Below are 18,266 nucleotides of genomic sequence, written 5' to 3' on the forward strand. Positions count from 1 at the left end.
GAGTGCGAGGAGCACCGCTCGGCTTGCCACGTCGTCGACGGGCTGACAGAGTGCGTGAGTTCATCGAGTAAGGACCGGCTGATTCAGTGGCAGCCGGGGAGGGACGGGGCGGAATTGTTCGGGATGTTGCGGCCGTGTTCGCATGGCGCGGAGAAATACGGCATCGACGCGACCGAGTGGCGCACCCATATGTGCGGGCTATGTCTGGGATTGCGCGACGGGCACGGGCAGTTGGCGCGAACGGCGACCAATACCGACGCGATCGTGCTGAGTGTGCTGACCGAGGCTCAGTTTTCCGGGCCGATGGCGCGGACCGCCGCGGGGCCGTGCGCGTTGCGCGGCATGCAGCGGGCCACGGTTGCCGCCGCCGACTCGCCGGGCGTACTGCTGGCATCGACCGCGTCACTGTTGTTGGGCGCGGCCAAGATTCGTGATCATGTCGCGGACGGTGACAGTTCGGCGCTGGTCAAACGGCCGATGACCAAGGTTTCCGGCCGGTGGGCCGAACGGGCGCGTTCGCAGGCGAGCGTGATCGGGCTCAACGTGGAACCTCTTGTCGCCGCGATAGATTCGCAGATCGAACTCGAACGTCGCGCGGGCGGCGCACCGTCGATCTGCGAAAGGCCGACCCTGGAACAGTTGACCGCGCCGACCCAGATCTGTGCCTCGGAATTGTTCGGGCATACCGCGGTGCTGGCCGACCGACCGGAGAACATCACCGCATTGCGCGAGGCGGGTAGGCATTTCGGCCGCATCGCGCATCTCGCCGACGCTGTGAAGGATTTCGAAGCGGACGGCACGCGCGGTCGCTTCAACCCGCTCGCGGCCACCGGAACGACCATGCCGGAGGCCTACGACCTACTACGGCAATCGGACTCGCAGGTCCGCGCGGCCCTCACCGTGGCCGGCCTGGACCAGGTGCCAACCATCCGCTGGATGCTGCTGGATCCGCTGCGCGCTCTGGTGCGCGAAGTGGGCCGCGGCGTCGGCGCAACCGCCAACGCCTGCCACGCATCCCGCGACACAGTGACCTTGCAGTACCCCGGTCCGCCCAATACCGGGCACCGCCCGCCGACACGCCGCCCCGGCGTAGGGGAAGCTCTCGCTGTGGTCCTCGGTGTCTATTGCACCGGCTACGCCTGCTGCGCCGACCACACCAGCCCGTGCTCCGGTCAGCGCAAAGGCGCCTGGATCAAGAATTGCGACTGCTGTAGTTGCTGTGATTGCGGCGACTCGTGCGGCAATTGCTGTGACTGCGGCAATTGCTGTGATTGCGGCTGCGACTGCTGAACGCGGCGGCCTGCCGGAAAGGCAAGAGCCGCACCCCTATTCGAGGTGCGGCTCTGCTCCAGCTCTGTTCAGCGCAGCGTGGCAGTCAGGTGTGGATAACCCTTCTTCGGGTTGAGCAACGCCAGGTCCCAGCCACCCTCGACCTGATCCGCGTACACGTTCACCGTCGACGGCAGCAGAATCGGCTTACCGAACTTGACCGCGTAGGTCGTCTGCTCCGGGATGCGGCCCTCGATATTGCCGAGGATGTTCGCCGCCGACCACATGCCGTGCGCGATCGCCTTCGGGAAGCCGAAAGCCTTGGCGCCCAACGCGGAGGTGTGGATCGGATTGTGATCGCCGGACGCGGAGGCGTACCGGGTGATCGTCTTCTGATCCACCCGCATCGTGCGCAGCGGCGGTGGCGCGACCTCCTGCGGCTTCGGCTCCGGCTTCGGTCCACCCGACAGCGAGGTGCGCTGCTGGTGCAGGAAGGTGGTGACCTGTCGCCACACCAGCTCCCTGCCGACGTTGACCTCGGTCACCGCATCGACGAGCAGACCCTTCGGGTGCTCGCGCAGGTTCTCGATGTGCGTCGTGAAGTCCAGCGGCTCGCTCACCGAGATCTCGCGGGTGCGCTCGATCAGGTTCTGCGCGTGCACCGCACCCACCGCGACGAACGGAAAGTCGCGCGCCACCACCAGCTGCATAGCCAGCGGGAAGCTCAGGATGAACGGGTAGGTCAGCGGCAGCGAGTCGTTGAACCGCAGTCCGGTCGCCCGGCAGTACGCGGCAAGGTGGTCGGGGTCCACCGTGAAGCCCTCGAGCCGGACGGTCCGATCCGGCAGGGTGGACTTGCGTGCCGAGACCAGCGGCACCGGGACCGCGCCGAGCGCGGCCTTGACGAACAGGCTGCTGTTCTTCGGGGGTTCGGTGAGTGTGATCAACTGTGTCTTCTCCCGCCCTGTTCCCGCCGGTGTCTTCTCCCGCCCTGTTCCCGCCCGTGACATCATGCTCCGATCAGGCTCTGTCCGCAGACCCGAACCACGTTGCCGCTCACCGCGTTCGACGCCGGGCTCGCGAAGTAGGCGATGGTCTCGGCCACGTCGACGGTCTCGCCGCCCTGCAGCAGCGAACTCATCAGGCGGCCCGCCTCACGGGTCGCGAGCGGGATGGCGGCGGTCATCGCGGTCTCGATGAAGCCGGGCGCGACCGCGTTGATGGTGATGCCCTTCTCGGCCAGCTTCGGCGCCTCGGCGTTGACCATGCCGATGACACCGGCCTTGGAGGCGCCGTAGTTGGTCTGACCGCGGTTGCCCGCGATGCCCGCGATGGAGGACACGTCGATCACGCGGCCGCCCTCCTTGAGCGCGCCACGGGAGACCAGACCCTCGGTAATGCGGTGCGGTGCGGCGAGGTTCACGTTGATCACCGAGTTCCAGCGGCCCTCGTCCATATTGGCGAGCAGCTTGTCGCGGGTGATGCCCGCGTTGTGCACGACGATGTCGATGCCGCCGAAACGCTCGGTGGCGAATTCGGCCAGCTTTTCCGCGGCGTCGGGCGCGGTGACATCCAGCGCGAGCGCGGTGCCGCCGACCTTGTTGGCGGTGGCCGAGAGTGCCTCGCCTGCGGCCGGGATGTCGGCGACGATCACGGTGGCACCGTCACGGGCGAACACCTCGGCGATGGTCGCGCCGATGCCGCGCGCCGCGCCGGTGACCACGGCGACCTTGCCCTCGAGCGGGCGATCCCAACTGGCGGGCGCGGTCGCGTCATCCTTGCCGACCCGGATGACCTGGCCGTCGACGAACGCCGACTTGGCCGAAAGCAGGAAGCGCAGTGTGGATTCCAGGCCGGTCGCGGTCGCGGCCGCCTCTGGGTGCAGGTACACCAGCTGGGCGGTGGCGCCGCGCAGCAGCTCTTTGGCGACGCTGCGGGTGAAGCCCTCCAGCGCGCGCTGGGCGATCTGCTCGTCCACGCTGGCGGTGAGCTCCGGGGTGGTGCCGATGACCACGATGCGGCCGGACGCGGCAACACTGCGCATGGCGGGCTGGAAGAACTCGTAGAGCTGCGAAAGGTCCTCGATTGAGCCGATGCCGGTCGCGTCGAAGACCAGCGCGCCGTACTTCGCGCCCTGGCTCGGCGCGTCGGCGAAGGTGTAGTCCGACAGCAGGGTGCGCACCGGCTCCGCGACGCGGCCCTTGCCACCGAGCAGCACCGGGCCGGGCAGCGGTGGCTCGCCCTTGGTGTAGCGGCGCAGGGTCTGCGGCTGCGGCAGGCCCAGCTTGCTCGCCAGGAACTGTCCGGGGGCAGAGTGTACGAACGATCCGTAGAGGTTGGGAGCACCCTTGCTCTTGTTCGCTGCCACTGTTTCTCCCTTTTCTGTGTCTCGTGTGTGTACTCGACTCGCCGGTGGCTGCCGGCCAACCGGGTGCTGCTCGTTCACTGCACGTCCCCAGGCGAAATTACGCACGTGCACGGGGTACGGTGTCGACAATAAACTTACTCCAGAGTAAGTTTAAAGTAAACCAACACGACGGGGCGCCGATCCGCGCGGAATTTTCGTGCGAGCACCGGGGCGCCGGCCAACCCCCCGACGAGACCTGGAGACTCGAGTGACAACCAAAGCCCGTTCGGCGAAGAGCACGGCCAAGAAGGCCCCCCGTCCGGTCGCGATTGTGGGCGGCAACCGGATTCCGTTCGCCCGCTCCGACAAGGCCTATGCCCACGCCTCCAACCAGGACATGTTCACGGCCGCGCTCGACGGCCTTGTCAGCCGGTTCAACCTGCAGGGCGAGCGCCTCGGCATGGTCGCCGGCGGCGCGGTGCTCAAGCGCGTCGGCGAGCACGGCATGATCCGCGAGAGTGTGCTCGGCAGCAAGCTCAGCCCCTACACCCCCGCCCACGACCTGCAGCTCGCCTGCGGCACCGGCCTGCAGGCGATCGTCACCGTCGGTGACGCGATCGCGGCGGGCCGCATCGACGCCGGTGTCGGCGGTGGTACCGACACCACCTCCGACGCTCCGATCGGCGTCAGCGAGGGCATGCGCGAGTGGATGCTCGACGCCAACCGCGCCAAGAGCAACAAGGATCGGCTCAAGCTGGTCGGCCAGTTGCGCCCCGGCATGCTCGGCATCGAGATCCCGCGCAACGCCGAGCCGCGCACCGGACTGTCCATGGGCGAGCACGCCGCCATCACCGCGAAGGAATTCGGCGTCGCCCGCGAGGCGCAGGACGAGTTGGCCTACCTGTCGCACAAGAACATGGCGGCCGCCTACGACCGCGGCTTCTTCGACGACCTGATCACCCCATTCCTCGGCCTGACCCGCGACGACAACTTGCGCCCCGGCTCGACCGTCGAGAAGCTGGCCACCCTGAAGCCGGTCTTCGGTGTGAAGGCGGGCGAGGCCACTATGACCGCGGGCAACTCCACCCCGCTGACCGACGGCGCCTCCGCGGTGCTGTTGTCCAGCGATGAATGGGCCACCGAACGCAACCTGCCGGTGCTCGCGCACCTGGTGGACAGCGAGGTCGCCGCCGTCGATTACATCCACGGTCCCGACGGCCTACTGATGGCCCCGACCTACGCGGTGCCCCGCATGCTGGCCCGCAACGGCCTGACCCTGCAGGACTTCGACTACTACGAAATCCACGAGGCCTTCGCGTCCGTGGTGCTCGCGACCCTGCAGGCCTGGGAGTCCGACGCCTACTGCAAAGAGCGCCTCGGCCTCGACGGCGCGCTCGGCTCGATCGACCGCAGCAAGCTCAATGTCAACGGCTCCTCGCTCGCCGCGGGCCACCCGTTCGCCGCCACCGGCGGCCGCATCGTCGCCTCCACCGCGAAGATGTTGGCGGAGAAGGGATCCGGCCGTGCGCTGATCTCCATTTGCGCTGCGGGTGGTCAGGGTGTTGTCGCGATTCTGGAGCGCTGACTTCCCCGCTGTCACGCGTCCTCAGGCCGGACTCCGTGACCGCTGCGTCGGCGGTCGACGGAGAAGTGAGGGGTGATTTAGCCGGTTCCCGGTGCATGACCCATGTGCTGGCGAAATCAGTTGTCCTATAGAGACGCCGAAAGCGAGCACACATCGAGGGGGTATTCGGTCGGTTTCCCGATCGGATACCCCCTTGTTGCGGCATCCATGCCGGACTGACCGGCCACGCCCTCACTCGCCTCTCGAGTTCCCTTCGGCGCCATCGGAGTTCGCGGTCGCCGCGGTGCGAGGCGGGCTATAGCGGGCCGTCGCCACCCACTCCGGCTGCTCGCCGAGAGTAGTCATACGGCGGTCGAATACGGCCTGGGCGACCACCATTCGACTACGTTCGACGGACTCCAGACCATCGGAGGGCGCGAGATCTATGATTCGCATCGCTGCCTTCATGCCACCCGAACCACCGCCCAACAGGACTGGCCTTGCTCAACATCCACCCTGAGGGCTCACGTCACCGAATCGATCAGCTAACTCCAGTACTCCCAGGGATCGAAGACCCCCTCCTCATGCGCGGCTGCCTCGTCCTTGCTGTGCAGGAAGTGGGAGTCGGACTGCACGGTGTCGACCGTGTCGTGCCACGAGGCTTCGGTGATCGGGGATGGGCGGCCCGCGGGCCTGTCTGCGTCTGCGGGCCTGACTGGGTGCCGGGACGGTGGCGTTGACGTTCTGTTGGTGTGATCGAACCTCGTTGGTGTCAGCGCACCAGCCTGACACGGGCGGCGGCGAAGCGGACCAGGCCGGGGGCGAGTCGTCCGACTATGTACTGCAACCGTGCTTCCGGTGTCACCGGTACGACTTGCCGGTCCTTCTGCACCGCTCGCACGATCTGCCGAGCCACTTTCTCCGGCCCGTAGCCGCGCCGTTGGTAGAGGCGGTCGTAGCGCTCCTGCCTGCGGGCCTCCTCTTCGGCCGAGACGCCCGACATCCTGGTGTTGCGCACGATATTGGTATGCACGATGCCGGGGCAGATGGTGCTGACGCCGATGTTGTGCTTGGCCAGTTCGGCGCGCAAGCAGTCGGAGAACATGAAAACCGCTGCCTTGCTTGTGGAATAGGCGCTGAACCCCTGCTGTGGCATGTATCCGGCCATACTGGAGAGGTTCACTATGTGCCCGCCGAGTCCGCGCTCGACCATATGACCGGCGAAGGCGCGGCAGCCGTTGACGACTCCGTTGAGATTCACATTCAACACCCGCTGGAAATCCTCGCTGGAGGTGTCCAGGAACCGTCCGGCCTGGCCGATGCCCGCATTGTTGATCAACACATCCGGCACGCCGTGCTCGGTGATCACATGCTCGGCGTGCTTGCGCACCGCCGCTTCATCGGAGACATCCAGTTCGTAGGCGTGGCCGCGCCCGCCCGACCGGGATATCAGCGCGACCGTCGCCTCGGCGGCGGTGCTGTCGATATCCGACACCACGATCTCCGCGCCGTCCTCGGCGAAGGCGAGCGCGGTTTCCCGCCCGATCCCGCTGCCACCACCGGTGATCACCACCAACTGATCCTCGAACGGCTTGCGCGGCACACCCATTCGCGTGCGCCGAAAGGTGCGCGACTGCGGCCCGCCCGCCACCGCGTCGATCAATTCGACGGCCGCCGAGGCGAGCAGTCGCGGATGGGAGAACGGCAGCCAATGCCCGCCCCGCACCACGCGCAACCACACCGCGTCGACCCAGCGGTCCTCATCGGAATAACTCGACTGCCGGACAGCGGGATCGCGGGTGCCGACAATGATCTGCACCGGAACCGAGGTGTGCCGCGCGCGGGCACCCAGTGGATTGGTGGCCCAGGTCGCTCGATAGATGCGCAGGCCGCTCGCCATGTCCTGCTTGAATGTGGGGGCCAGGTGGATCTGGTCGGGAGCCGCTCCCTCCGTGCGGGAAAGCCAAGTCCGCCAACGCTCTTCGCTCACCCCCGCCGCGATCGCCGCTTGCGGAAGCACCGGCAATGAGAAAACGCCCGAATAGGCGAACGAGCCGAGTTGTGCCAGTGGGAGCGCGATATTGCGCGGCGTCGGCCTGGCCAGCCTGCTACGTGCCCAGCTCGCGGTGTGCGCGAGGCTGGGGCCGGAGACCGAGGTGAACGACGCGACAAGTCGATGCGCGTCGGGCCGTGCGAGCACCTCCCACATAGCGATGCTGCCCCAGTCGTGCGCGAGCACGTGAACGGGCTCGCCATTGCCGAGCGCCTCGATCACCGCGACGTAGTCCGCGGCGAAATTCGCCACAGAAATGGCCTTGGTGCCCGGCGGGTTGGAAGACTCGCCGTGCCCACGGTTGTCCACGCTCAGTACCCGGAACCGCTCGGTGAGTTCCGGCACGACGTTGTTCCACAGGTGGTGGGTGTCGGGCCAGCCGTGTAGCAGCAGGACCGTCGGGCCCGCCGGATTGCCCTGCTCGAAGACGGCGATATCGACCTCGCCGTTGCGTACGACGTGTTTCTCGACCATGAAGCCAACCCACCTTCCGAACCGCAGTAGCGGACCTCACCCTCGAGTTCATTGTGTCTGAGACGGCACGTTTCGGATAGCCCCTCGACGCCCGGCGGGAAGGTCCGCCCGCTGGCGGCACAGCCATGCCGGCAGGGGGTGTCCCTCAACTACCGCGACTTTCGGTGGGTGTCCGCAGACAGCAATGTCGACTGACGCAAGCGCGCCTGCGGCCTTTCTGTCCGCCCGCTCGTCGTGCTCGAAATGGTGGCGCAGGGCCGGCTGAGCGGATCGGCTGTCGAGCTACTACTCCGGCAGCTCGTTGTGCCCGCCGAAGGCCTTGCGCATGGCCGAAAGCATTTTGTCCGCGTACAGCGATTCCCCCCGCGAGGAGAATCGGGCGAACAGCGACGCCGCGAGGACGGGCGCGGGGACGCCGGTGTCGATCGCGGCGTCGAGGGTCCACCGGCCCTCGCCCGAATCCGAGACCCGGCCGTCGAACGAATCGAGGTTCGGATCGGCGAAAAGGGCGCCCGCGGTCAGGTCCAGCAACCAGGAGGCGACTACCGAGCCGCGCCGCCACACCTCGGTGACCTCGGGAATGTCGATCGCGTACCGGTAGTACTCGGGATGTTCGAGCGGCGTCTCCTCGGCGGAGAACCGAGCGTTGTGGTCCGCGCCGATATTCGCCTTGTGCAGGATGTTGAGACCCTCGGCATAGGCCTGCATGGCGCCGTACTCGATGCCGTTGTGCACCATCTTCACGAAGTGGCCCGCACCGGCCGGGCCGCAGTGCAGATAGCCGTGCTCGGCCGCGGACGCTTCGCCGGTGCGTCCCGGTGTCCGTTCGGCGGCCTCGACACCGGGAGCGATGGATTTCAGGAGTGGATCGAGGTACTTCACCTGTTCGGTCTCGCCGCCGATCATCAGACAGAAACCGCGCTCGAGCCCGAAGACGCCGCCCGAGGTGCCGATGTCCACATAGTGAATTCCCTTGGGCCGCAACTGCTCGGCACGTACCAGGTCCTCGTGGTAGCGGCTGTTGCCGCCGTCGATGATGATGTCGCCCGGTTCGAGCACCTCGGCCAGTTGATCGATGACCGCACCGGTGGCGCCCGCGGGGATCATCACCCAGACCACGCGCGGCGTCTCCAGCTTGCCGACGAAGTCCGCCAGCTCGGTGGCGCCCTGGAATTTCGCCGTGCCCAGTTCGGCGGTCAGCTCGTCGATGCGCTCGGGCTTGCGTTCGTAGCCGACGGCGGTGTGCCCGTCCTTGACGATACGGCGGACGATATTGCCGCCCATCCGGCCTAGACCGATCATTCCCAGCTGCATACTCATCCATCTCCCTCGTGTATTGCGAGCCCTGATAGCGAGACGTCCTGGTCGATTGTCCCGCGCCGGTCGACCACGGTCGCGTTCAGCGTGTGTAACGCCTCGTTCTGGGCGGCGATATTCCAATCGGCTCCGCGTAGTTGCCAGACCCCCGACCCGGCAACTGCGCGGGGCCCTTCCATGTCCTGCGGGCGAGCGTTTTGCGCAAGGTTTGCTGCAGATCTGTGGTCTGCGGACCATGCCGGTAGCGGCCACTATGGTGGGCGGAGACTCGCAACCGTGCGAGGTCCCTTTTCATCTCGAGCGGGGAGGACGGTTCGTGACGAGCGAATCGAGCACCGGGCGTGGCGGTCACGGTAGACACGAAGGTGGCGAAGTCGGACTGCGCCAGCTCCTCGAGTCGACCCGTTCTCCGTTACCGGACTCGGCTGCCGGCTGGGATGGCGACTCGGCGCCCACCCAACCCCTGCGGGCGACCGCCAGGGTGCAGCCACCCGGTCGCCCACAGGTCAGCGAGGCCGCTACCGAGCGCTGGTCTCGGCACCAGGAGTCGCAGCCGCAACCCAAGGCGAGTGGGTCACCGAAGGCCCCCCTCGTCAAGAAGATCGGCATCGGGATCGGTGCCTTCGTCGCGGTGGCGGGATCCGTATACGTAGCTGACCTGCTGTTATCCGCTGGGGAAGTGCCGCGCGGCGTCGAGGTCGCGGGCGTCAGCGTCGGTGGTCTCGACACCGACACCGCGGACACCAGGCTGCGTGCGGTGCTCGGCCCACGTTCCGGGCACGAACTGCCCGTGCAGATCGCCGATATGCAGACCAAGCTGCTGCCGAGCACCGCGGGGCTGGAAGTGGACTGGGCGACCACGTGGGAACGCATCGGCTCGCAGCCGATGAATCCGATCACCAGGCTGACATCGCTGTTCACCACCCGCGCGGTGCCGATCGCCAGTGTCGTCGACAACTCGGCGCTGGATCGTCAGCTCGCCGGTTTGCGGGTGCACGACCGGCCGACAGTCGAAGGCACCATCAGATTCGAGGGTGGCAGACCGGTAGCTGTGCCGCCGGTGCCAGGGCGGGTGCTCGACGGTCCCGCGGCCCGCGCAGCGCTGATCGACAACTGGATCTACGGCACGCTGATCGATCTGCCGGAGACGGCCGCGCCCATGACCGTCCGTCCTGAAGCGGTCGATCGGGCATTGCGCGAGGTCGCGGAGCCAGCGGTGCGCGCACCGATCACTTTTGCGGGCAAGGGTGCGGCGGGCAAGCTGGAGCCAGAGCAGATCGCGACCATTGTGTCTTTCGCGCCCGATGGCAATGGCGGACTCACCGCGACCTTCGATCAGGAGGTGGCTACCAGTTTGCTGGCGCCCCAGCTCGCCACCTCCGAAGTGGAGGCCAAGGACGCGACATTCAGTCTGGCCGGTGGGGCCGCGAAGGTCGTTCCCGCGATTGTCGGGGACAAGATCAACTGGCCGAAGACGCTCGAGCAGCTGCCGAATCTCATTGTCATGCCGCAGGAACGCACCGCTCGAGCCGTCTACGACAAGGTCGAGCCCAAGCTCACCACCGAGGCCGCGCAAGGTCTCGGCGTTACCGATGTCATGGGCCAATTCACGACCAACGGCTTCAGCGGCCCCTCCGGGGTGAACATCCGGGTGGTCGCGCGGAAGGTGAACGGCGCCATCGTCAAACCCGGGGAGACGTTCTCGCTCAACGACTTCACCGGCCCGCGCGGCACGGCCGAAGGCTACGTCGAATCCGGCATCATCGATCACGGTCGACCGAGCACCGCCGTCGGCGGCGGGATCAGCCAATTCGCCACCACTCTCTACAACGCCTCGTACTTCGCGGGCCTCGAGGACGCGGGTCACACCGAACACAGCTACTACATCTCGCGCTACCCCGCCGCTCGCGAGGCCACCGTCTTCGACGGCGCCATCGACCTGCGCTTCCGCAACAACACCCCCAACGGCGTGTACATCGAGACTCTCACCACCGACTCCGATGTCACGGTCCGGCTGTGGGGCACCAAGACCGTGGATGTCGAGTCCATCACCGGCGAGCGCACCAAGCCGACGGAACCGCAGACGGTCACCCTCCCGAAGGGCAAGGACTGTATCGCCTCCGAGGGCGGCCCCGGGTTCACCGTGTCCGATACCCGCGTCATCACCGATCACAAATCCGGCAGGGAAGTCTCGCGTGCGACTCGGAACGTGAAGTACGACCCGATCCCTATCGTCAAGTGCGAGTAGCCCGGCTGCGCGCGTCGGCACCTGGGTAGTCGCTGCGGGACCCGCGGACTTCCGCCTTTTCTCTGAGATTGCGGGCTGCGGTTACCCGTACAGTTCCGGAGACGGGGCGGCACGGGTATGGCGTGCCGATCACCAAGCGCACGTTGGTTGCTCGGATCGCGCGGATAAAAGCGAATCACCTCGCCATCGCCGCGCGCCCAGAAATGTTACAGATAATTCCTGTGAAATACTTCTCAACATAACTTGTGGATAGCTGGGTAGGCCACAGTTCTATGGGCATGTCTCTCCGATCTCTCGAGATTTTCCCAATTGGTGCATCGCGCAAGGCCATTGGTGTGATCTCGGTGTTGTGCGGCTTATCTGCCAGCTACGGTGGCACCGGGCGCCTTGTCGGTGGCAAAGTTCGCGAGGGTGGGTGCGTGGCGGCTGCCCGGCCGATCGGTCGAGCCCGATTATCCGTGGATTTCATTTCGAATGACTCGCAACGGTGTGGCAACCTCATGCCCCGTGGCGGGGTCATGTAGCTACTCGCTGGCAGTTGAAGCGTTGTGATACAACATCTTTCGTTGATAACAAGCGTGTTATCAATGAGAGACATTTTCTAGGGGTAGATATTCAATGAGCAAGCTTCGCGTGTTCGGTGTGGTCTTTATCGCCGCTGCTGCTGTGATCGGCGCGGGTTCGGGCCTGGCGTCCGCAACCGTCGACCAGGGCATCGTCGTGCAGGAAATCGGCACCATCGCCCCCGGTGAGCCCACCCCGGGCGGTACCGGCTCGGCGGCGCTGCTTCCGGAACTTCTCAAGGCGCTGGCGACCGGCTCGTCGGCCACCAAGCCTCCCGCGACCCCGTAATCACCGAAACCGAATTGCCCCGCCTCGCACGAGACGGGGCATTTTTGGTTTCCTACCTCTGATACCTGTTGCCGCGCAAAGATTATCCAGCGGACGGCGAATCGAGGGTCAGGGGTCGCACTACCACGGGCTATGAGATGGTGACCAGTATTTCTGCCGCTGCCGATTATTTGTTACGTCGGCGAGTGGCGTCGCCGCACAGTGAACCACCAGGTCGTGCGGGGAGCTGGTTACCATCAGTTTGCATGGTGTTCATGGTCACGACTCTGATCGAAAATCTACCGTGATAGAAATGCGCAGACGATCGCAAACGCGGTCGGATGAGGAATAAGGAAGAAGAGTTTTCATGCGCAAGATTCGTCTGTTCGGTGCCGCCGTTGCCGCTGCCGGTATCGTCCTCGCTGGTTCGGGTATCGCCGCAGCCGAGACCCCTGCCCCCGTTCCGGCTCCCACCGGCTCGAGCAACCTCGCCATCGGCCTCGGGAAGCTGCTGGCGACCGGTTCGGGTGGCGTCAAGCCGCTGCCGACCGCCACCACGGCAGGCTGACAAGCGCTCGATCGCGCGTCGATCCACCAGCGGCCCGGAGAAATCCGGGCCGCTGGTGTTGTATCCACCCGTCACAAGGGAGTTCGCAGCAGGATCACGTTGTACTGGTTGTGCACGGTCAGCATGAAGTAGAGGTCCGGCCCGGTCTGGTACGGAAAGATCATGGGCGCGTAGGCAGTCGGCAATGACGGCCCGCTGACGAGAACCTGTGGTTCGCCCCATGGGCCCTGCGGAGCCGACGCGGTGCGCATGACAACGGAATTGGCCGGGTCGGTGGTGAGCATGACGAACTTGCCGAGATAGTTGTTCCACATCACCGACAACTCGGCGACATCGCCGACGATCGGCGCCGCGGTCTTCGCATCGCCGGGCTGCCACGCGCCGCCGTCCCAATACTCGTAGGCGTCGATATTCGCGATATCGGCTTCCTTTGCTCTGGAGACGAATCCGGGGTTGTTGCGGCCTCCTGGTGTGCCGTACCGGTAGATATATCCCGCGTTCTTCAGGAAGGCGTTCTGCTGGAACTTCTCGTGGCCGTCCACATTCCCGCGCCGGGTGTTGGTCAGCTGGGCCCAGGTCTGCCCACCGTCGCCGGAGGCCGCGAGGGTCGAGAAGTTGGTGGCCCACTTGCCGTGGTCGCCCCATTCGCGCACCGACATCATGCTCATGAACTGCACGCCGCCCACCGAGATGCCCGCGGTCGGAATAAAGCTGATCTCGATGCCGGGAATCTTCGGGCTCGGCAATGGATTGGGCACCGCACTGTCGAAGATGATGCCGTTCGCCGGGTCCTTGGTGGTGCTGCGGAACAGGGCGTTGCTGGTCCAAGCCCAGATGCTGCCCGCGAGCAGGTTGGGCACGCCGAGCCCGGCGCTGTCACCGAAGGCGGTGATCATCCGGCCGCCGCCGTCGTCCCACATGATGCCGAGATCGGTGCCGAGCACGTTCACGTTCTGAGTGTGATTGGGGCTGTCGATCCCGGTCACCTGGAAGATCGCCTGGGCCGGACCCGGCAGCCGCGGTAGTCCGCGCGGCTGGCCGTTCAGCCCGGGAATCGGATTGACATTGTTCGGATCGGCGCAGGTCGGTCCGGTGAATGCGACAGCGAATACGACGGCGAGTACGCCGATTCTGGCAAGGGCGAGCAGCGAGCGGTTCATCCAAACGGTCCCTTCGTCGGCACACGCGCGGCTGGCCCGATCATTGTGCACCGCCTTCGCGCCGGAGGTCCGGCGGCCTGGTGTTATGCCGGCGGACCGCACCGGGTAACAGCAGCGAAATGCGGCCCCGCGTGCCGCATCGCCTCCCCCTTCGAGGCGATCCGGCACGCGGGGCCCGAAGAGAATCGTTGCTAATCTCGTCGGAGGTCGGCAGGAGGCACTTGTATGAGCACTACGCACACCGAGGTAACTCTCCAGGTAGGACCGGATGCCGTCGAAGGCCCGTGTGGCGGGGATAACTGCGGAATCCGGGAAGTCCTCGACCGACTGGGCGACCGATGGAGCATGCTGATTCTCGTCGAGTTGTTCAACGGCCCGCGCCGTTTCCGGGAATTGCAGCGCGCGGTTCCCGGAATTTCTCCGCGCATGCTTACCGTCACCACCCGCAAAGTGGTTCGTGACGGTCTTGTGAGCCGTACCGTGCTGCCGACCTATCCGCCGCAGGTCGAATACGCGCTGACCGACCGCGGCCACAGCCTTTCCGTCCCGATCTTCGGGCTGGTCGAATGGTCACGCGACAACCACGACGCCATCCTGCGTTCGCAGGCCGAATTCGACGCCGAGCACGCCGACCGAATCGACTAGCGCACACAGCGAAAAGCACAGCGGCCCGGAGAATCTCCGGGCCGCTGTGCTGTATTCGGTGTGACAGTAGTCAGCTAGCGCCTCAGAACGCCGCTTCGTCGATTTCCATGATGTCGTTGTCCAGGTTCGACAGGATGGCGCGCGTGGCGGTCAGCTCCGGAAGCACGTTGCGGGCGAAGAACTGCGCGACACCGACCTTGCCGGTGTAGAACGCCTCGTCGGCACCGGTCGCGCCATTGTCGAGGGCCTTGATGGCGACCTCGGCGTGACGCAACAGCTGCCAGCCGATGAGCAGGTCACCGACGGCGAGCAGGAAGCGCACCGAGCCGAGACCGACCTTGTAGAGCTCCTTCGGGTCGGCCTGGGCGCCCATCAGGTGGCCGGTGAGCGTGGCGGCCATAGCCTGCACGTCCTCCAGCGCGGTGGCGAGCAGCTTGCGCTCGGCCTTCAGGCGACCGTTGCCTGCCTCGGACTCGATGAACTTCTGCACCTGGCCTGCCACGTGGGCCAGCGCGACGCCGCGGTCACGGGCGATCTTGCGGAAGAAGAAGTCCTGTGCCTGGATGGCGGTGGTGCCCTCGTACAGCGAGTCGATCTTCGCGTCGCGGATGTACTGCTCGATCGGGTAGTCCTGCAGGAAGCCGGAGCCACCGAAGGTCTGCAGCGATTCGGTCAGGTACTGGTAGGCCCGCTCGGAACCGACACCCTTGACGATCGGCAGCAGCAGATCGTTGACGCGGAAGGCCACGTCCTCGTCGGCGCCGGAAACCAGCTGCGCGATATCGGCATCCTGGTGCGCGGCGGTGTAGAGGTAGATGGCGCGCAGACCCTCGGCGTATGCCTTCTGCAGGGCCAGCGAACGACGCACGTCCGGGTGGTGGGTGATGGTGACGCGGGCAGCGGCCTTGTCGGTCATCTGGGTCAGGTCCGAACCCTGGACGCGCTGCTTGGCGTAGTCGAGCGCGTTGAGGTAACCGGTCGAGAGGGTCGCGATGGCCTTGGTGCCCACCATCATGCGCGCGTTCTCGATCACGTCGAACATCTGCGCGATGCCGTTGTGCACCTCGCCGACCAGCCAGCCCTTGGCGGGGATGCCGTGGCCGCCGAAGGTGACCTCACAGGTGGCCGAAACCTTGATGCCCATCTTGTGCTCGACATTGGTGACGAAGGCACCGTTGCGGTCGCCGATGGTCTCGGTCTCGAAGTCGAAGTGGTACTTCGGCACGTAGAACAGCGAGAGGCCCTTGGTGCCGGGTCCCGCGCCCTCGGGGCGGGCCAGCACCAGGTGCATGATGTTCTCGAACAGGTCGTCGGAGTCGCCCGAAGTGATGAAGCGCTTGACGCCCTCGATGTGCCAGGTGCCGTCTTCCTGCTTGACCGCCTTGGTGCGTCCGGCGCCGACGTCGGAGCCGGCGTCCGGCTCGGTCAGCACCATGGTGGCGCCCCAGTTGCGGTCGGCGATGATCTGCGCCCACTTCTTCTGCTCATCGGTGCCGTTGTTGTAGAAGACCTGCGCGAAGCCCGCGCCCGCTGCGTACATCTGGGCAGGCGGGTTGGCGCCGAGGATCATTTCGCCCAGCGCCCAGGTGACGGCGCTCGGCGCGCCGAGGCCGCCCAGCTCCTCACGGACGCCGACCTTGGCCCAACCTGCGTCTTCGAGCGCGCGGTAGGACTTCTTGAAGGACTCGGGGAGAGTGACGGTGTGGGTCTCGGGGTCGAAGGTCGGCGGGTTGCGGTCACCGTCGACGAACGAGTCGGCCAGCGGACCCTCGGCCAGGCGACGCACCTCGTTGAGCATCTCCTTGACGGTCTCGGAGTCGAGATCGCCGTATGCTTCGCCGTCGAGGAGCGCACCGAGGCCGAGTACCTCGAAGAGGTTGAACTCCAGGTCGCGGACGTTGCTCTTGTAGTGGCCCATGTCTGTCTACTCACTCTCCGTTGAGTTGGTGCGGTCGGTTGCTTGCCGTTCCCGCCCGTTGTCGCCACCGGGTAGCCATCCGGGTTTCCGCATGCTACTCGCGGGTAACTTATGAAACATATTACCGGCCGGTAATGGGGAGGCAAAGGCTCGAGCGGGCAATGTGACGCGGAAAACACTCGAAGGCGTTGCCGCGCCGCCGCGGCTCGAGTAAGAGGCGGGTTGTCTGCCCGGCTCGACTGCCGAACCAAGACCCTGTTGCGCTCGCTGGTTCCCGGTTGCTGCAGCGCTACCGTTGGGTGTGCGAATCGAGACGAGCGCAGGGCCTGCCGAGATCGAGCTCGACAAGCCGCGCGCGCCTGCCTTCCTGCTGCTGCTCACGCACGGCTCCGGAGGTGGCGTCGACGCGAAAGACCTGCTCGTGGTACGCGATCGTGCGCTCGAGCTCGGCGGCGCGGTAGCCAGGGTCGTGCAGCCCTATCGGGTCGCGGGACGCCGCGCGCCGGGCTCGGCGGTGAAGCAGGACGAAGCCTGGCTCGAGATCGTCGCGCAGCTGCGTAAGAAGGTCGCCAAGGTCCCGCTGATCCAGGGTGGTCGCAGCAATGGCGCCCGGGTGGCCTGTCGCACCGCGATCGCCGCAGAGGCAAGCGGGGTGATCGCCCTGTCCTTTCCGCTGCATCCCCCGGGAAAGCCGGAGAACACCCGCGTCGAGGAGCTGCGGTCGACCGGCGATATCGAGGTGGTGGTGATCAATGGTGCGCGAGACCCGTTCGGTGTGCCCGACGAGGTCGACGCGATGCAGGTGGAAACCATTGCTGGACAACCGCATTCGTTCCGTAGCGGCTTCGCCGAGATCGCCGACATCGTCACGCCGCCGCTGCGGCGATGGGCTGGACTCGAGGTCTGACAACCGTTGCTTCTGAACCGGCTGTGCGGTGCGGCCACTGCCTTCTTCGATCCCGTGCGACGAGTCAGCCACTCGCCTCGCTGTTGCAGTCAATGCGGTTGACCGGCCACATCGCCGCGCACCGCCGGGACTATGTGAACGCGCCGAGCCGGGAGGAGTCGGTAGCCACCCGAGCGGAGTGCAACCGGCACCTGCCGGCGCGCTGCGGCAGATCGGTCACTCGACGGTCGGGGATTCCCATGCCTGCTGGTCAGGTACTGGAGCCGATCTGGTTGCGACGACCAGTGCATCGATGGCATCGCGGTCTTCGGTGATGCGGAGGATGCGCTCGGCGATTCGGACCTGGATGTGTTCGGATTTCGGGCCGAGGTCGGCGACGATGTCTTCGGGGGTGAACAGGACCGACGGATCCTGAGGACCGCCGTAACCGTCGGTGAGATTGGTGGTGTCGTGCCCGAGGATCAGCAGGGTGCCCTCGGGAGCGAGCAGGTCCGCGGCGCGGCGGACCAAGGTGCGGCGCTGCTCGGCCGGCAGGTGCAGGAAGACCAGCAGGACCAGCTCGTACGGGCCGGTGATACCCGCCGCGTCGAGGTCGGTGACGTCGGCGCACTGCCAGGTGATGCGGTTGCGCACCGAGCGCGACAAGCGGGTCGCGACGGTGCGGCCCTTGTCGACTCCCACCTGTGAGTAGTCGACCGCGTGCACCTGCCAGCCGTGCGTGGCCAGCCACAATGCGTTTCGACCCTCGCCGCAGGCGAGGTCGAGGGCACGCGGCAGCGTCGGCACCTCGCCGTCCGGGGTGTCGGGCTGTAGCGGGGTGCGCCGCTCCAGCCCGTAGACGTGCTCGACCACCGTGCTGTTCGGCGGTGCGCCCCAGACCAATTCACCTTGCGCATACCGCGCGTCCCAATCGGCCGCCTCCATACCCCTCAGTCTATGGACCGGCCTCAGCCGCCTCGCGCCAC

15 protein-coding genes are annotated in these 18,266 nt (G+C 66.2%); 7 read left to right on the top strand and 8 right to left on the bottom strand.

What is annotated here, in order from left to right; all coding sequences use genetic code 11:
- Positions 1-54 precede the first annotated feature (54 nt).
- A complete protein-coding gene (locus tag AB0M74_RS14650) occupies positions 55-1,290 on the top strand; it encodes a DUF5685 family protein (protein WP_364906615.1) in 1,236 nt (411 codons plus the stop codon).
- Between the two features lie 68 nt (positions 1,291-1,358).
- On the opposite strand, the gene AB0M74_RS14655 is transcribed toward AB0M74_RS14650, so the two are convergent.
- Together AB0M74_RS14655 and AB0M74_RS14660 are read right to left on the bottom strand one after the other, a co-directional pair.
- Positions 1,359-2,279, bottom strand: coding sequence for a MaoC/PaaZ C-terminal domain-containing protein (locus tag AB0M74_RS14655; protein WP_364907124.1), 921 nt, complete (start codon positions 2,277-2,279; stop codon positions 1,359-1,361).
- Positions 2,279-3,637 carry a 3-oxoacyl-ACP reductase gene (locus AB0M74_RS14660; protein WP_364906617.1) on the bottom strand — a complete coding sequence of 453 codons (1,359 nt, stop codon included), beginning with the start codon at positions 3,635-3,637 and terminating at the stop codon, positions 2,279-2,281. The genes AB0M74_RS14655 and AB0M74_RS14660 overlap by 1 nt, the downstream gene beginning before the upstream one ends.
- Before the next feature lie 247 nt (positions 3,638-3,884).
- On the opposite strand from AB0M74_RS14660, the gene AB0M74_RS14665 reads away from it, so the two are divergent.
- Positions 3,885-5,201, top strand: a complete 1,317-nt coding sequence (locus AB0M74_RS14665; RefSeq protein WP_364906620.1) for an acetyl-CoA C-acetyltransferase — start codon at positions 3,885-3,887, stop codon at positions 5,199-5,201.
- A gap of 231 nt (positions 5,202-5,432) precedes the next feature.
- Here the strand turns inward: AB0M74_RS14665 and AB0M74_RS14670 are convergent, their stop codons facing one another.
- The 3 genes from AB0M74_RS14670 to gnd all read right to left on the bottom strand — a co-directional run bounded on the left by AB0M74_RS14670 (position 5,433) and on the right by gnd (position 9,021).
- Positions 5,433-5,636 (bottom strand): hypothetical protein, encoded by a 204-nt coding sequence (locus AB0M74_RS14670; protein ID WP_364906623.1) that lies wholly within the window; start codon positions 5,634-5,636, stop codon positions 5,433-5,435.
- A gap of 316 nt (positions 5,637-5,952) precedes the next feature.
- Entirely contained in the window at positions 5,953-7,707 is a 1,755-nt protein-coding gene (locus AB0M74_RS14675) for an SDR family oxidoreductase (RefSeq protein ID WP_364906626.1), read from the bottom strand.
- A 285-nt stretch (positions 7,708-7,992) separates the two neighbouring features.
- Positions 7,993-9,021: a phosphogluconate dehydrogenase (NAD(+)-dependent, decarboxylating) gene (gene gnd, locus AB0M74_RS14680; protein WP_364907127.1), complete on the bottom strand. Its 1,029-nt coding sequence runs from the start codon at positions 9,019-9,021 to the stop codon at positions 7,993-7,995.
- A gap of 319 nt (positions 9,022-9,340) precedes the next feature.
- Between gnd and AB0M74_RS14685 the strand changes: the two genes are divergently transcribed.
- From AB0M74_RS14685 to AB0M74_RS14695, 3 genes are all read left to right on the top strand, one after another.
- Positions 9,341-11,272 carry a VanW family protein gene (locus AB0M74_RS14685; protein WP_364906629.1) on the top strand — a complete coding sequence of 644 codons (1,932 nt, stop codon included), beginning with the start codon at positions 9,341-9,343 and terminating at the stop codon, positions 11,270-11,272.
- 618 nt (positions 11,273-11,890) lie between these two features.
- Positions 11,891-12,124 (top strand): hypothetical protein, encoded by a 234-nt coding sequence (locus tag AB0M74_RS14690; RefSeq protein ID WP_364906631.1) that lies wholly within the window; start codon positions 11,891-11,893, stop codon positions 12,122-12,124.
- A gap of 346 nt (positions 12,125-12,470) precedes the next feature.
- Positions 12,471-12,671: a hypothetical protein gene (locus tag AB0M74_RS14695; protein ID WP_364906634.1), complete on the top strand. Its 201-nt coding sequence runs from the start codon at positions 12,471-12,473 to the stop codon at positions 12,669-12,671.
- A gap of 71 nt (positions 12,672-12,742) precedes the next feature.
- Here the strand turns inward: AB0M74_RS14695 and AB0M74_RS14700 are convergent, their stop codons facing one another.
- Positions 12,743-13,831 carry a DUF4185 domain-containing protein gene (locus tag AB0M74_RS14700; RefSeq protein ID WP_364906637.1) on the bottom strand — a complete coding sequence of 363 codons (1,089 nt, stop codon included), beginning with the start codon at positions 13,829-13,831 and terminating at the stop codon, positions 12,743-12,745.
- A gap of 225 nt (positions 13,832-14,056) precedes the next feature.
- On the opposite strand from AB0M74_RS14700, the gene AB0M74_RS14705 reads away from it, so the two are divergent.
- Positions 14,057-14,476, top strand: coding sequence for a helix-turn-helix domain-containing protein (locus AB0M74_RS14705; protein WP_364906640.1), 420 nt, complete (start codon positions 14,057-14,059; stop codon positions 14,474-14,476).
- Positions 14,477-14,558: 82 nt separating this feature from the next.
- On the opposite strand, the gene AB0M74_RS14710 is transcribed toward AB0M74_RS14705, so the two are convergent.
- The gene (locus AB0M74_RS14710) at positions 14,559-16,394 is read right to left on the bottom strand and encodes an acyl-CoA dehydrogenase (RefSeq protein WP_364906643.1); all 1,836 of its coding nucleotides are present in this window, start codon (positions 16,392-16,394) and stop codon (positions 14,559-14,561) included.
- 301 nt (positions 16,395-16,695) lie between these two features.
- Between AB0M74_RS14710 and AB0M74_RS14715 the strand changes: the two genes are divergently transcribed.
- Positions 16,696-17,301 carry an alpha/beta family hydrolase gene (locus tag AB0M74_RS14715; protein ID WP_364906646.1) on the top strand — a complete coding sequence of 202 codons (606 nt, stop codon included), beginning with the start codon at positions 16,696-16,698 and terminating at the stop codon, positions 17,299-17,301.
- A gap of 216 nt (positions 17,302-17,517) precedes the next feature.
- On the opposite strand, the gene AB0M74_RS14720 is transcribed toward AB0M74_RS14715, so the two are convergent.
- On the bottom strand, positions 17,518-18,225 hold the full coding sequence (locus AB0M74_RS14720; protein ID WP_364906648.1) for a class I SAM-dependent methyltransferase: 708 nt from the start codon (positions 18,223-18,225) through the stop codon (positions 17,518-17,520).
- Positions 18,226-18,266: the final 41 nt, after the last annotated feature.

The sequence above is a fragment of the Nocardia sp. NPDC051463 genome, assembly GCF_040681975.1.
Classification (GTDB): domain Bacteria; phylum Actinomycetota; class Actinomycetes; order Mycobacteriales; family Mycobacteriaceae; genus Nocardia.

What these genes read in the sequence shown, in the direction of transcription:
- gnd (WP_364907127.1), bottom strand. Translation starts at nt 9,021, where the DNA reads ATGCAGCTGGGAATGATCGGTCTAGGCCGGATGGGCGGCAATATCGTC.
- AB0M74_RS14695 (WP_364906634.1), top strand. Translation starts at nt 12,471, where the DNA reads ATGCGCAAGATTCGTCTGTTCGGTGCCGCCGTTGCCGCTGCCGGTATC.
- AB0M74_RS14670 (WP_364906623.1), bottom strand. Translation starts at nt 5,636, where the DNA reads ATGCGAATCATAGATCTCGCGCCCTCCGATGGTCTGGAGTCCGTCGAA.
- AB0M74_RS14655 (WP_364907124.1), bottom strand. Translation starts at nt 2,279, where the DNA reads ATGTCACGGGCGGGAACAGGGCGGGAGAAGACACCGGCGGGAACAGGG.
- AB0M74_RS14705 (WP_364906640.1), top strand. Translation starts at nt 14,057, where the DNA reads ATGAGCACTACGCACACCGAGGTAACTCTCCAGGTAGGACCGGATGCC.
- AB0M74_RS14700 (WP_364906637.1), bottom strand. Translation starts at nt 13,831, where the DNA reads ATGAACCGCTCGCTGCTCGCCCTTGCCAGAATCGGCGTACTCGCCGTC.
- AB0M74_RS14710 (WP_364906643.1), bottom strand. Translation starts at nt 16,394, where the DNA reads ATGGGCCACTACAAGAGCAACGTCCGCGACCTGGAGTTCAACCTCTTC.
- AB0M74_RS14720 (WP_364906648.1), bottom strand. Translation starts at nt 18,225, where the DNA reads ATGGAGGCGGCCGATTGGGACGCGCGGTATGCGCAAGGTGAATTGGTC.
- AB0M74_RS14690 (WP_364906631.1), top strand. Translation starts at nt 11,891, where the DNA reads ATGAGCAAGCTTCGCGTGTTCGGTGTGGTCTTTATCGCCGCTGCTGCT.
- AB0M74_RS14675 (WP_364906626.1), bottom strand. Translation starts at nt 7,707, where the DNA reads ATGGTCGAGAAACACGTCGTACGCAACGGCGAGGTCGATATCGCCGTC.